The sequence below is a fragment of the Nostoc sp. ChiQUE02 genome (assembly GCF_034531305.2).
Taxonomy (GTDB): domain Bacteria; phylum Cyanobacteriota; class Cyanobacteriia; order Cyanobacteriales; family Nostocaceae; genus Nostoc.
This window is the reverse complement of record NZ_JAVRBN020000023.1, coordinates 46,047-59,156: the sequence shown is the minus strand read 5'-3', so window position 1 is coordinate 59,156 and position 13,110 is coordinate 46,047. Positions and strand designations below refer to the sequence as shown.

Here is a 13,110-nt window from a genome sequence, read left to right as displayed (position 1 = left end):
TCAGATTCAAGTAGCTTTTTGTAAAACAAATGCTACCAAATCTGGCTAACTTTTGCCAAAAATCTGTATTTATTGTGACTTTTTGCTATAAAAATCTAGAAATCAGTTCGCTTATTCTCTTCGTCAGCTAGGAGAATGCCTTTCGATCGCAAGTTGAATTAACCGATCGACTAATTCCGGAAAGGAGACTCCACTCTGGGCCCAGAGTTGGGGATACATACTCGTCGCAGTAAAGCCTGGCAAGGTATTGATTTCGTTAATCAAAACTTCTTGTGTCGCTTCCACGTAGAAAAAATCTACCCTTGCTAACCCCGCAGCGTCAACAGCTGCAAAAGCTTGCAAAGCCATGTCCTGAATTTGACGGGCGATCGCATCTGGAAGTGGTGCAGGGATCAGTAAATCTGCGCGACCCTCAGTATATTTAGTTTCATAATCATAAAAATCGCTGTCATAAGTAATCTCTCCAATGACAGAGGCTTTGGGTTGGTCGTTGCCTAAAACAGCACACTCGACTTCTCTAGCTACGACACCAGCTTCCACAACCAGCCTTCGATCATAACTGGCAGCATTATCTAAAGCGGCTTCTAATTCTTGGCGCGATCGCACTTTGGCAATGCCCACTGATGAACCCAAATTAGCAGGCTTGACAAAAGCGGGATAACCTAATGCTGCCTCAATTTCATCACACAATTTCGGAAATACGCAAGGATTAGACCAAACTTGCGTTCTAGTTATCGCCTTGTATTTTACCTGTGCTAGTCCCGCTTGCTCAAAAGCCATTTTCATGGCAATTTTATCCATCCCCATTGCCGAACCTAACACCCCAGAACCAACAAAGGGGACTTGCATCAAAGTTAGTAACCCTTGAATTGTCCCGTCTTCACCGTTGGGGCCGTGGAGAACGGGAAACCAAACATCTACTTCCGCAACTTGAGAGGGAGATTGCCACTTGCTGAGGGTTTGGGCTTGAGGGTTGGATGTCAGATGTCCAACAGATGTTGATTGTTCAGATTCCAGTAGCGGGTTGCCGGTTCCTAAAACCTTTTGGGGTGCTTCTCCTGCTAGCCAGCGTCCATCTTTTTGGATGTAAAAAGGCAGGATTTCGTACTTATTAGCATTTTGCTCTGCACTCAAGGCTTTAGCGATCGCCCGTGCTGAATTTATCGAAACTTCATGTTCTCCCGAACGACCGCCAAACAGTAACCCCACGCGCAGCTTTGCCATTTTCGGTTCCTCGACACTCCTAAAGCAGATAGCGTATCACAACCTACAAAAGTTGCCATATTTTTCTATATTATTTTATTGCCTGTTCAAACCCTACTTAGAAAAACTCTACTATTTGAGGTGTCAAACTAACCATTGAGGAGTTAGTCAGCGATCGCCCATCTGACATAAGGGCGGGAAGCCACTACACTTTTGTAAGTGATTAGGCGAGCGGGTGCATCAATTTTTCGTAAATCCACACGGAAATAAGCTTTTTTATTCTTAAATTCTACATTGTAGAAAGTATATTCCTGCCCACGAGTTTGACCTACACAAGAAGCATAATTACTGCGTAAAGGTGAAACAAATTCCACAAACTGTTTATTATTGGATGCAACTAACTTAGTTGTATCTGCAAACTCTCTGGTATCAGCCACTACCGTATGTTCAGCACCGCCTTCATAAGGCAGAACAAACCACCACAGCCCAATTTTTTGAGGACATGTACCACTGCTACGTTGTACATTCAGTGTTACATGAGGTGCAGAAATCGCTCCTGGCTCTTGCTGTGTCTGTGCTTGCGCTGTAGTAGCTATGGTTCCTGCTACAACTAAGGGGCATAAAATAGTACCAATAATTGGGAATTGTACCAAATTTCTCATAACTTGAATGTTTTAAAATTTCAGGTATCTAAATAACATCGACTTTCATACATTTGTAAAAGTGCCAACTTATTAAGAAAGGCAAGAGGGAGGAGGAGTCAAGTAAAAGATACAAATTAAAAACAGAAAGCAAGACTAAAACCTTTTACCCTCAATCATCAAATTTATAATCCTCTTTCTGCCTCCTGCCTCCAATTGAAACAATCGTGTTGTCAGCTACAGTTATATTCCAGGAAAGTGAGCAACAATATTGGTAAATAACTAGAAATGCAGCCGTACCTGTAAAAGATGCTGCCGTTTCATGAAACCTCGAATTATTGTTTGTGGCTTAGGACGTACCGGATATAAAACTTTTCGTCTGCTAAGACACCAGGGAGCCTTCGTTGTTGGTATTCATCACCAATCTATCCCTGGCGAAACAGCAGGAGATGTGATTGTTGGAGATTTACAAGCAGCTTCTACCCTAACAGCAGCAGGAATTCAACAGGCACACACTTTAGTCATCGCTGGATCTAAAGATGCTCTGAATTTGTCTATTATGATGCAAGCGCGGGTGCTGAATCCCCAGATTCGGATTATTAACCGTTTTTATAATACAAATTTGGGGGAGCGCCTAGATCAAAGTTTGCCAGACCACTTGAGTATGAGTGTTGTGGGATTAGCAGCACCCGTATTCACCTTTGCAGCACTGGGAAACCGAGCGATCGGACAAATCAAATTATTTCAGCAAACTTGGCCAATTCACGAAGAATACATTGATGAAAACCACTTTTGGAAGGGTCGAAAGCTGAGTGAATTGTGGGAAGACCGATCGCGGATGCTGATTTATTACTTGCCAGTGGAAGGTGAGATGGATTTGGTCTCAGGTGTAATATCTGGACAAGAGATCAAGGTGGGCGATCGCTTAATTATTGGCACCCAACCCCGCATCCGTTCTCCCCGAAGATCGTTGATTAAAAAACTGCTGAAAGTTATGACTAATCTTAAGCAGTTTCAGCAACACGGGCGATCGGTAGTGGTGGGTGCTATTGTCCTATTGGCGGTTATTCTGATTGCTACATTCACCTATATGTCGGCTGAGTTGAGTTTGTCTCCTGTCGATGCTTTATATTTTTCTGTAGGCATGATTACGGGAGCGGGTGGTAATGACAAAGTAGTAGAAAATGCTCCTAACACTATTAAGTTATTTACTGTTGTGATGATGCTGGTTGGAGCAGTGGTGATTGGTATTTGGTATGCAATGCTCACCGATTTTGTCTTGGGAAGCCGCTTTAAGCAATTTTGGGATGCAGCCCGAATTCCCCAGCGATATCACTACATTGTTTGTGGCTTGAGTGGTATTGGAGTGAGAATTGTTCAGCAACTCCACGCCAGCGGACATGAAGTTGTGGTAGTTGAACCCGACTCCAACAACAAATACATCAACACCGCCCGCGAACTGGGTATTCCCGTCATTCAGGGCGATGCCAGTTTCCGCACAATACTCAAAGCCAGCAATATAGAGTCTGCCGCCGCAGTGCTTGCTGTTACTAGCAATGATGCTACCAATCTGGAAATTGCCCTCAAAGCCAAAGGCTTGACACCCAGCATTCCGGTGATTGTTCATTATGCCGATCCCGATTTTGCCGGCATAGCGCAACAGCTATTTGGTTTCGAGGCCGTACTGAGTCCGGCTGAACTGGCAGCCCCAGCTTTTGCGGCTGCTGCACTAGGGGGACGCATCCTTGGCAATGGCATCACAGCAGATAGTCTTTGGGTGGCTTTTGCGACTATAATTACACCTTCACACGTCTTTTGTGGTCAGTGGGTGAAAAATGTAGCAATGTCCGCTGACTGTGTACCTTTGTACGTAGAAAAAAAACACCAAACCCTTCACGGCTGGGATTTGTTAGAAACTAACCTTAGTGCTGGTGATGTTTTATATATGACAATGCCAGCGACGCGGCTGTATCAATTATGGCGGGGCGAGCAAGTTTGCGAATCACACGCTTAAATAATTCGTAATTCGTAATTAATACACTACTTCCCACTCCCCACTTCCACTTATTTGTTAACTACTCGTTGTTGATATAGGACATTTCCTCTAAAACAGTAAATTCTTCATCAGAAGCGGGTGATAGAGAACCTAATTTTTTTGGTTCTTCTTTGGTGTTTTTATAATCGTCAGTTAACTGCTGTAATAGATGAGTGATGTAGTTTCTGGTGATTTCAGGGTTTTGAGTATTGAGCGTTGCTTTAGTCATCATTTACTCATCCCCCTGCTCCCACTCCCTAAATCTCTTTTATGACAATCCCAACTCTTCTGGAAAACCGAGCATGATGTTTAGGTTTTGGACGGCGGCTCCCGATGCGCCCTTACCCAGGTTGTCAAGACGAGCAACTAGCAACACTTCTTTGGTAGTGTCATTGGCGAATACAAAAACCTGAACAATATTGGTGCCGTTGATTGCAATCGCATCCAGAAACGTTCCATCTCTGAGCATAGTAGAATCTTGGAATGGAGCAACCTGTACGAACTTTTCACTTTGGTAGTAGTCAGCAATTGCTTGATAAATGACTTTACCTGATGGTGGATTATCCAAAGTCCCCAATGGCAAAGGCACTTGTACCAGCATCCCCTGCTCGAAATCTCCTACTGCCGGTACGAACAGCGGCGGCGATGCTAATCCTGAGTAATAATGCATTTCCTTAACGTGCTTATGCCCAAACTGCAAACCGTAGATTCCATAAGGATAGAGTGACTCTCCTCCGGCTTGTTGCTTGTGGAAGCTATGGTACTGTTGAATGAGATTCTTTCCGCCACCAGAGTAACCTGACACTGCATTAACGGTGATGGGAAAATTACTCTTCACCAGTCCCTTGGCAATCAACGGACGGATACAAGCCAAGAATCCTGTAGGATAACAGCCTGGATTGCTGACAAACTGGGCGCTGGCGATTTTCTCTCGCTGTCCTGGATTTAGTTCAGGGAAGCCATATACCCAATCCTTAGCTGTACGATGGGCACTACTAGCATCAAGAATCTTAACCTTAGTATTACTGACTAAGCTAACAGCTTCCCGAGCCGCATCATCAGGGAGGCAGAGAATGACAACATCAACAGCATTGATTAGTTTGGCTCGCTCAGTCGCATCCTTACGTTTAGATGCCTCAATGCTAGCTAACTCGATGTCATCCCGTTGGCTGAGGCGTGAGTAAATTTGTAAACCTGTGGTTCCCGATTCCCCATCAATGAAAATCTTCGGTTTAGTAGTCATGCGCTTTTTATATATGAGTGATATTTTGACTGATTAATACTGATTAATATAGATAGATAGTTCAGGGCTTTTAGGGCTGGGGTAAGGTTACACTATATTTGAGAAATCCTCTAGATAGATAGCGATCGCAATCACAGAGATTTTCAAACAATTAGCTTTAGTTGAGAGCATTGAAAATTACTGGTGCTGAAACTATGCCCCTGGACTCTAGCATAGCTGCAACCCGTAAAATTAACGCTTCATTATATGGTGCTGCTATCAATTGTACACCTAAAGGTAAGGCATTTTGGCGCTGAATTGGTACTGATAAAACGGGTAAACCGATGAAAGATAATGGTTGAGTAAATAGTCCCAAATGAGGACGGACAAGAATTTCTTCGCCATCTAAAATCATGGTTTGTTGACCAATTAGTGGTGCGGAAATTGGTGTAGTTGGGGCAAGAATCACATCCACATTTTGAAAGACTTCCCGAACGCGATCGCGATACCATTTTCTAAACCGTTGTGCTTGCAGATACCAGCTATTAGGGATTAACGCCCCAGCCAAAAAGCGATCGCGTGTCGCTGAATCAAAATCTTGAGGACGCGATTGCAATTTTTCCAAATGCAGATTTGCGCCCTCGCTAGCTGTAATTACAAAGGCTGCTGCACGGGCGCGGTGTGCTTCTGGTATTGTGACGTATTCAGTGACTTCTATTGCATCAGCTACTTTTTGCACTGCTGCTAAAGCTTCCGGTTCTGCGCCTTTGGTGAAATAATCAGCTGCGATTGCGATTCTGATATTAGAGATATCTTGTTTGAGTTGTGATAAAACCAATTCAGGCGGACGCTTTGTACAAATTGGATCGCGATCGTCTTCTCCCTGAAGCAGATCAAACACCGTAGCAATATCCTGCACCGAACGCGCAAAAGGGCCAATATGGTCAAAACTGCTAGAAAATAAAGCTACTCCAGCACGAGATAACCTCCCGTAAGTTGGCTTTAGACCAAAAACGCCACACAACGCCGCCGGAACACGAATCGAACCATTAGTATCAGAACCCAGCGTCAGCGGTACTAACCCAGCCGCCACAGCCGCCGCCGAACCACCCGATGAACCACCAGCAACTCGCTGTAAATCATGGGGGTTGTGAGTAGCACCGTAATGAGAGTTTTCCGTCACAAAACCGTATGCGTACTCATCCATATTTAAAGCGCCAACCAGCACAGCACCCGCTTGTTTCAGCTTCGCTACTGCTGTTGCATCTTGGCTAGCTACCGGGTTTTCTGCATTGATTTTTGACCCCGCCAGAGTCGTTAAACCAGTGATATCGAAGAGATTTTTCACCGCAAAAGGCACACCTGCAAGGGTTCCAGGATGATTACCTTGGGCAATTTCCCTGTCAATGCGGGCTGCATCTGTTAAAGCTGTTTCAGCAGTCACAGCCGTAAAACAGTTGAGTTGATTATCCCGTGCAGCAATTTGTGCTAACGCAGCCTTGGTAACTTCCACCGCGCTAACTTTGCCTTCACGCACAGCAGCAGCTATTGTTATGGCATCGGCTGAATCAAAATTCATGCTGAAATATTAGGAGATAGCGCATTTAGCTTTTTGAGTAATAGCAGTCCGCATAGTTTTTGCTAGTTGGTTTCTGACTTCGAGGTACTTCACCTGAAAAGTGGGCACAACTGTTTAGCCATAGTTTAACGCTTCGCGGAAGTTCCAACTCTCAGCGTAGCAGGGTGCGATCGCAACTACCCCCTTGCAGTAGTGTTGCTTGACATCACTTATTAGAATGGCTGTTCTTTCCAGAGTTATTCAGGACAGTGATGTTTTGATAAGTAATGCAAAATCGTATCAGCGATAGATGTTTTGTAATAAAAAAGGGATTCACCCCACTTCCAATTTATTCAGGCTGTTTATGATGATGGATTGGGATTGCTGGTTTGGCATGAGGCGATGCCTACGGTAGCAAACTACATATTGCACTCAGTTCTAAGGAAATAGAAATGCTTGCTGATGAATTCAAGATTAATCAAAACTTGGCTAAGTTTAGAGTTGTAGATTATTACTTTTAATTAAAATTATGTCACCTCACTCTAGTAGATAGAGTTAAGCTAATAGTGTGTGGAGGAGGGTTGTACAAAAGGGGGTGAAGATCATGAAAGCTTACCAAAAAATAATAGGAATTGCTTTGACCACAGCCCTAAGCGTTGCGACCTTCTCAACTGCTGCTAACGCTGGTCTTAACATAAATGGTCTTAACATAAATGGTCTCAATATCAATGGCCTCAAAATGAATGGTGTCAGGGTCAATGGTCTCAATATCAATGGTCTCAGAGCCAACGGTAGTGAGGTCAACAGTGTGAATCTAAAAGGTACACCATTGCATCGCCTTGAAGTGAGAGGCGGAGAACTCGTGGCAGTTTTGTCGCAATAAAAATGTTCGCACAACGAGTGTTGTGAACACAGTCAGACTCACATAACTAAAGGTTGTTATGGAGGTTAATTAATGTGTTTCACCATCAGATAACAAAAAAGTTATGGACATCTCAGCAAAATGTCCATAACTTTCTTTATTTAAGTTATTTCATCCACAAGATGAAAAAAATAGTTTTATCCGTCTTTGTTATCACCCTAACAATATTACTTGTTAGTTGTGCAAGCGGAGATAAAACTGTAATTATTCGAGGAAAAGACTTAAAGAACGCACAGTTGACAGGAGTAGATGAGCAAGGAAGAACGCTGAACTTTCAGATTAGGGATGTCGAACTAGATCCAAAAGATCCTGAAAAAGAGACCTATCTTTATACAGTTTTCTACTTAGATAAATCTGATTCCAAGTGGAAGAATGTGTGTAAACCTGATATAGAAAATGTTGCTAAGGCAATTCCGCTGTCTGGATCGTGGGATCAGACAGGAGCATACATTAAATCAAATAACTTAGTCACATTTGGGTGTACAAGTGGATCTCTTGCTAAATGTGTTCGCTTTGGCTATAAGCCGTGGAAAAGTGTCCAAGGAAAATCACTCCGAGACTTTCACCAAGCTTGCACGCGTATGGTAAGAGCTGATTACTGTGGTAATGGTCAAGCCCATACACAAGAGGGAGTTTCAATCGATGTGTATGATGTGCTTGGCATTCAAAAACAAACTCCCAAAAGCGGGATGGTTTTTGAAGCGGCTTGGCAACCAGATGGGGCAACTTACATTAATCGTCCCCGTTTACTTAATAACCTGTCTGAAATTCGCAAGGAGTGCCCGAAAAAGCTAACTGGTCGTATTAATGAAAATGGTAGTTATTCGACAGCCAAAAAAGCGCTGCAAAAGTGGCCAAGTGCCTTGCTTTTTAATGATTCCTTCCTGAGAAAAACACCACCGACGTAACCGTTTTTGTATAAGCATCTGTAAACCTCGCTCTCTCTGCTCAGTAGTCGGGGAAATAGCGATCGCCACGCTTTCCTCCAGAACTGTAGTGCGTAGGCTAGCAAAAACCGCAGGCATCGCCCTTACAATAGACCTGCCTTGAAAATAAGGCAGGAGGCAGAAGGGAAAGACATTTTCATGGTTCCTTGTGAGCGCAGCTCATGAAGTCTCTTGCAAAAGTCATTCAGGCAGATTCAGTTTTGTTAATAAACTAGAGCATTGAAATTATTCATGCGATCTTTCCAAGGTATAGTCGGCTCATATTTTAGTATTGTTGGTTATATTGCAAACTCAGTAAAATTCCTAAAACATCAATATAGCTATTCTTCAAGCGATTATGGTTCAAAAACTGGTGCAATTTCAATTTCTTCGGGTAAAGGGAAAGAATTTACAAGATTAGCGATCGCCCTAATTCTCTCAAAATTTGCCACCACACCATCACGATATTCATCTCTTATCTCTAAATCCAACAACAACGCCATTTGATCAACATACTCACCCACATCAAACTTTTCTCTTCTCATTCTCCTCCGTGCCCTCTGCGGTAGCCTACGGCAAGCCGAAGCGTCTACGTTATTCTAAACTTATAACTTCCCACGGCATCTGGAAAACTTCTCTAAATCTTTCTCCTAAAAGGCTACTGTGTACACACAAGTCTCTTGACCTGCACCTTTGTTGCATCGACCTGTACCTTTAATGCATCGACCTGCACCTTTAATGCATCAACCTGCACCTTTGTTGCATCGACCTGCACCTTTGTTGCATCGACCTGCAAAAATTAACCTTCTCTAAGTTACACAACAACTCTAAAAGACTTGTGTATACACGGTAGCCTAAAAGGAGGAGCCACTGCGTTGGGCGGCTGTGCCGACTTGAAGCATGTGGCGTCAGAGACTTTGAATTTTCCCCCTTCCCGCGTCGGGAAGGTGGTTAGGGAATTAGGTTTTTGGTGGATTTTTCCTAACGTGAAAAGTCAGATAAGTTCTTACGCCAACTCAAATAAACAATGCGATTAATTTTATACAGTAAACCCGGCTGTCATTTATGTGAAGGCTTGCAAGAAAAGCTAGAACAAATCCAAAATCTCAGTTTCGAGTTGGAAATCAGAGATATTACGACTCGTGAAGATTGGTTTGCTGCGTATCAGTATGAAGTGCCGGTACTTTATTTATCAAACTACAGAGGCGTAGAGGAAAAAGAGGGGAGTGAGAAACCATTGCCGCGTCCTTCTCCTCGTGCTAGTGTGCAACAGTTGGAGCAAATGTTGCGTAAGTATTTAGCCAATTAGAAAAAAATAATGCAGAATAAGCGCAAGATCAAGAATGTGACGAGGTTCACAAAATGAAATTGCGGGAATTACTAACAGCGGTAGACAGTGTTGAGCAATTACCTAGCCATCCAACTTTGGAGGATGTGGAAGTTAAGGGTTTGAAGACGAATTCCCATGCTTGTAGTGTGGGAGATTTGTTTATTGGGATGCCAGGAACGCGGGTTGATGGTGGGGAATTTTGGCAAAGTGCGATCGCATCGGGGGCTGTAGCTGCGATCGTTTCTCCCGAAGCTGCACAAAAAAATCCTCCCACAAATGAAGCTGTGGTCATCAGTGCAAGTAACATAACTCAAGCTTGTGCCCAGATAGCCAGTGCTTTTTACGGTTATCCGGGACGAAAACTCAACCTGGTGGGTGTGACTGGTACAAATGGCAAAACTACAACCACCCACTTAATTGAATTTTTACTCAACAAAGCTAATCTAGCTACAGCTTTGATGGGAACCCTCTACACTCGTTGGGCAGGTTTTGAGCAAACTGCTGCCCACACTACCCCCTTTGCGGTGGAACTACAACAGCAGCTAGCAGAGGCGGTAAATGCTGGTAGTGAGTTCGGCGTAATGGAAGTAAGTTCCCACGCTTTGGCCCAAGGTAGAGTGCTGGGTTGTGAATTTGAGGTGGCGGTGTTTAGTAATCTTACTCAAGACCATCTCGACTATCACAGCGACATGGAAGATTACTTTGCTGCCAAAGCATTGTTGTTTAGCTCTGATTATCTCAAGGGACGGGCAATAATTAATGCTGATGATTCTTATGGCAAACGGTTAATTGCCTCGTTAGATTCCGAACGGGTTTGGAGTTACAGCGTCAACGACAACAGCGCTGATTTATGGATGAGTGATTTAAGTTACCAGCCAAATGGTGTCAGTGGTACATTACATACACCAAGAGGTGACGTGGCTTTTCGATCGCCCCTAGTCGGACAATATAATTTAGAAAATCTTTTAGCAGCCGTAGGAGCAGTTTTACACTTAGGGCTAGATTTGCAGTTAGTGGCAAATGTAATACCTGAGTTTCCCGGAGTTCCCGGAAGGATGGAACGGGTACAGATTAGTCCTGACCAAAATATTAGCGTAATTGTGGATTATGCCCACACACCAGATAGTTTAGAAAATTTGCTGAAAGCTGCACGTCCGTTTATACCTGGGAAGGTGATTTGCGTATTTGGTTGTGGAGGCGATCGCGATCGCACTAAGCGCCCAAAAATGGGTAAAATTGCCGCTGAGTTAGCTGATGTGGCAGTGGTGACCTCAGATAATCCCCGGACTGAAGACCCAGAACGGATTTTGCAAGATATTTTGGCGGGAATTGCTGACACAGTGCAGCCAACTGTAATTTGCGATCGGGCGATCGCAATTCGTACCGCTATTTTACAAGCACAACCCGGTGATGGAGTGTTGCTTGCTGGTAAAGGTCACGAAGACTACCAAATTCTCGGCACCGAAAAAATCCATTTTGACGACCGAGAACATGCACGCGACGCTTTACACGAAAGACTGAAGATACAACGTTAATTTGAGAATTGGGCATTGGGAAGAGGCAGGGAGCAGGGGGAAAGAGGACAAGGAGCAGGGGGCAGGGAGAAAAGGGGAAAAAGAACCTGTTATCAAGCCTTTCACTTTCCCATTGCACCCTGCTCCCTGCACCCTGCTCCCTGCCCCATTCCCCATCCACAAGGGGATAGAGTTTTTTATTGTTTCTTTCCGTGGGGATTTTGTAAAAAATGCACACATAAAGGTGAAAATCGAAGACAGAATTATTTCTTGCTTCATCCTTTTTGTGCTTGACTCATGAATCTTTCTTTGGCTAAGGATCTGTCTGTTTATCAACTGGTTATGGGAGTGCAAGCGCCTCCTAAACCATTGTCCCTCAGTCCTGCGACTCTGCTATCACTGGTGAGAGCACAAATTGACTTACTAATTGAGCAGCAAATTGCAGCTACTTTGTGGGTGAAGCTGCCACCAGAAAAAATTTGGCAATCAGAATTAGCGCGTTATCAATCTTCGGTAGGTGCGTCTAGTCTCATTTATACTTGCCAGATCGAGGAGAGAGGACAAGAGGGAGCAGGGGAAGACAAGGGAGAAGGAGAAGTAAATGCCTCATTGTCTTCCTCATCTCCCCATCATGTCTCCGTTTACCTACCACCAGATAGCCAACTGCGACGAGAAAACTTTCTAATGGTGTTATCGCCTCAGTTTTGCAGTTTAATTTTGGCTCATCGACCACTTAAAAAACGCAAAAATCAGACATCGGGGAAGGTAAATACTAATAAAACCCAGCCGTTGCTGATTATAAATACTTTTGAAGGGAGAGTACTTCAGCAAGTATTACTTGGTATCCAACAAGCGATTGCGCCAGAATCATCCCCAATACCTGCTGATTTTATTTGTCCAACTGCGCCCCAAGCCGCACTTATAAATCAACTGTTTGCAAAACAACTCCTGCGACAAGATGAAATTAATCGTCAAATCATCTCAGTACGCACCACCAAGTTGCAGCAGCACAATCAAGAACTGTACAACAAAGAGCAACTCAAAGATGAATACCTGAAAAATGTGTGTCAGGAACTGCGTACACCCTTGACGCACATGAAGACAGCACTTTCGTTATTGAATTCCCCTAATCTCAAACCCCCCCAGCGACAACGTTATTTACAGATGCTAAATACCCAGTGCGATCACCAAAATTCCCTGATTACTGGTTTATTGGAACTGGTGCAGCTAGAACGCAATTTGGAGGGGACGACTTTGGAGTCGGTGCGTCTCTCAGATATTGTGCCTGGAGTAGTCAGTACCTACCAACCTGTAGCCCAAGAAAAAGGGATTATGTTAGCCTACACTGTACCCACTGAACTCCCATCTGTTTGGTGCGTGAGTGGTGGTCTGAGGCAAATTGTGATTAATCTGCTGCACAACAGTCTTAAGTTTACCCCTAATGGGGGTCAAGTATGGGTGCGTGCCCGTACTCAAGGTGATTATGTCCAATTAGAATTCCGCGACACAGGTATCGGTATTGGCGAAAACGAGATTCCCAAAATCTTTGATCGGTTTTATCGTGTGCGTACAGCAGCAACTGAAGATTATGGTGGTGCTGGGTTGGGATTAACAATTGTACAGCAATTGCTGCTGCGCTGTGGCGGATCTATTTCTGTGAAAAGTAAATTATATGAAGGTTCTACCTTTACAGTGCAACTGGCAAGTGTTGACAATATCCCAAAAGCGATCGCTACAGAAAATGAGCTATGAGTTATGA

12 protein-coding genes are annotated in these 13,110 nt (G+C 43.9%); 6 read left to right on the top strand and 6 right to left on the bottom strand.

Annotated elements, in window-relative coordinates; genetic code table 11:
• Nucleotides 1-123: 123 nt before the first annotated feature.
• Together RM347_RS22365 and RM347_RS22360 are read right to left on the bottom strand one after the other, a co-directional pair.
• Nucleotides 124-1,224, bottom strand: coding sequence for a D-alanine--D-alanine ligase family protein (locus tag RM347_RS22365; RefSeq protein ID WP_322718398.1), 1,101 nt, complete (start codon nucleotides 1,222-1,224; stop codon nucleotides 124-126).
• 143 nt (nucleotides 1,225-1,367) lie between these two features.
• Nucleotides 1,368-1,865: a hypothetical protein gene (locus tag RM347_RS22360; RefSeq protein WP_322718399.1), complete on the bottom strand. Its 498-nt coding sequence runs from the start codon at nucleotides 1,863-1,865 to the stop codon at nucleotides 1,368-1,370.
• A 301-nt stretch (nucleotides 1,866-2,166) separates the two neighbouring features.
• On the opposite strand from RM347_RS22360, the gene RM347_RS22355 reads away from it, so the two are divergent.
• Nucleotides 2,167-3,858 (top strand): NAD-binding protein, encoded by a 1,692-nt coding sequence (locus tag RM347_RS22355; protein ID WP_322718400.1) that lies wholly within the window; start codon nucleotides 2,167-2,169, stop codon nucleotides 3,856-3,858.
• A 61-nt stretch (nucleotides 3,859-3,919) separates the two neighbouring features.
• On the opposite strand, the gene RM347_RS22350 is transcribed toward RM347_RS22355, so the two are convergent.
• The 3 genes from RM347_RS22350 to RM347_RS22340 form a co-directional block, all read right to left on the bottom strand.
• The gene (locus tag RM347_RS22350) at nucleotides 3,920-4,111 is read right to left on the bottom strand and encodes a hypothetical protein (protein ID WP_322718401.1); all 192 of its coding nucleotides are present in this window, start codon (nucleotides 4,109-4,111) and stop codon (nucleotides 3,920-3,922) included.
• A gap of 36 nt (nucleotides 4,112-4,147) precedes the next feature.
• The gene (gene argC / locus RM347_RS22345) at nucleotides 4,148-5,122 is read right to left on the bottom strand and encodes an N-acetyl-gamma-glutamyl-phosphate reductase (protein WP_322718402.1); all 975 of its coding nucleotides are present in this window, start codon (nucleotides 5,120-5,122) and stop codon (nucleotides 4,148-4,150) included.
• Nucleotides 5,123-5,279: 157 nt separating this feature from the next.
• The gene (locus RM347_RS22340) at nucleotides 5,280-6,680 is read right to left on the bottom strand and encodes an AtzE family amidohydrolase (RefSeq protein ID WP_322718403.1); all 1,401 of its coding nucleotides are present in this window, start codon (nucleotides 6,678-6,680) and stop codon (nucleotides 5,280-5,282) included.
• A 583-nt stretch (nucleotides 6,681-7,263) separates the two neighbouring features.
• Between RM347_RS22340 and RM347_RS22335 the strand changes: the two genes are divergently transcribed.
• Nucleotides 7,264-7,542: a hypothetical protein gene (locus RM347_RS22335; RefSeq protein WP_322718404.1), complete on the top strand. Its 279-nt coding sequence runs from the start codon at nucleotides 7,264-7,266 to the stop codon at nucleotides 7,540-7,542.
• A gap of 161 nt (nucleotides 7,543-7,703) precedes the next feature.
• Nucleotides 7,704-8,489, top strand: coding sequence for an ADYC domain-containing protein (locus RM347_RS22330; protein WP_322718405.1), 786 nt, complete (start codon nucleotides 7,704-7,706; stop codon nucleotides 8,487-8,489).
• 374 nt (nucleotides 8,490-8,863) lie between these two features.
• On the opposite strand, the gene RM347_RS22325 is transcribed toward RM347_RS22330, so the two are convergent.
• The gene (locus RM347_RS22325; protein ID WP_322718406.1) at nucleotides 8,864-9,052 is read right to left on the bottom strand and encodes a DUF4089 domain-containing protein; all 189 of its coding nucleotides are present in this window, start codon (nucleotides 9,050-9,052) and stop codon (nucleotides 8,864-8,866) included.
• A gap of 482 nt (nucleotides 9,053-9,534) precedes the next feature.
• On the opposite strand from RM347_RS22325, the gene RM347_RS22320 reads away from it, so the two are divergent.
• The 3 genes from RM347_RS22320 to RM347_RS22310 all read left to right on the top strand — a co-directional run bounded on the left by RM347_RS22320 (nucleotide 9,535) and on the right by RM347_RS22310 (nucleotide 13,103).
• Nucleotides 9,535-9,816 (top strand): glutaredoxin family protein, encoded by a 282-nt coding sequence (locus RM347_RS22320; protein WP_322718407.1) that lies wholly within the window; start codon nucleotides 9,535-9,537, stop codon nucleotides 9,814-9,816.
• Between the two features lie 53 nt (nucleotides 9,817-9,869).
• Entirely contained in the window at nucleotides 9,870-11,372 is a 1,503-nt protein-coding gene (locus tag RM347_RS22315) for a UDP-N-acetylmuramoyl-L-alanyl-D-glutamate--2,6-diaminopimelate ligase (protein ID WP_322718408.1), read from the top strand.
• Between the two features lie 276 nt (nucleotides 11,373-11,648).
• A complete protein-coding gene (locus RM347_RS22310; RefSeq protein ID WP_322718409.1) occupies nucleotides 11,649-13,103 on the top strand; it encodes a DICT sensory domain-containing protein in 1,455 nt (484 codons plus the stop codon).
• The last annotated feature ends 7 nt before the right edge of the window (nucleotides 13,104-13,110 follow it).

Excerpts from the sequence above, each read along its gene's own strand:
- RM347_RS22310 (WP_322718409.1), top strand. The coding sequence starts at position 11,649 with ATGAATCTTTCTTTGGCTAAGGATCTGTCTGTTTATCAACTGGTTATG.
- argC (WP_322718402.1), bottom strand. The coding sequence starts at position 5,122 with ATGACTACTAAACCGAAGATTTTCATTGATGGGGAATCGGGAACCACA.
- RM347_RS22325 (WP_322718406.1), bottom strand. The coding sequence starts at position 9,052 with ATGAGAAGAGAAAAGTTTGATGTGGGTGAGTATGTTGATCAAATGGCG.
- RM347_RS22315 (WP_322718408.1), top strand. The coding sequence starts at position 9,870 with ATGAAATTGCGGGAATTACTAACAGCGGTAGACAGTGTTGAGCAATTA.
- RM347_RS22335 (WP_322718404.1), top strand. The coding sequence starts at position 7,264 with ATGAAAGCTTACCAAAAAATAATAGGAATTGCTTTGACCACAGCCCTA.
- RM347_RS22360 (WP_322718399.1), bottom strand. The coding sequence starts at position 1,865 with ATGAGAAATTTGGTACAATTCCCAATTATTGGTACTATTTTATGCCCC.
- RM347_RS22350 (WP_322718401.1), bottom strand. The coding sequence starts at position 4,111 with ATGATGACTAAAGCAACGCTCAATACTCAAAACCCTGAAATCACCAGA.
- RM347_RS22340 (WP_322718403.1), bottom strand. The coding sequence starts at position 6,680 with ATGAATTTTGATTCAGCCGATGCCATAACAATAGCTGCTGCTGTGCGT.
- RM347_RS22320 (WP_322718407.1), top strand. The coding sequence starts at position 9,535 with ATGCGATTAATTTTATACAGTAAACCCGGCTGTCATTTATGTGAAGGC.
- RM347_RS22355 (WP_322718400.1), top strand. The coding sequence starts at position 2,167 with ATGAAACCTCGAATTATTGTTTGTGGCTTAGGACGTACCGGATATAAA.
- RM347_RS22330 (WP_322718405.1), top strand. The coding sequence starts at position 7,704 with ATGAAAAAAATAGTTTTATCCGTCTTTGTTATCACCCTAACAATATTA.
- RM347_RS22365 (WP_322718398.1), bottom strand. The coding sequence starts at position 1,224 with ATGGCAAAGCTGCGCGTGGGGTTACTGTTTGGCGGTCGTTCGGGAGAA.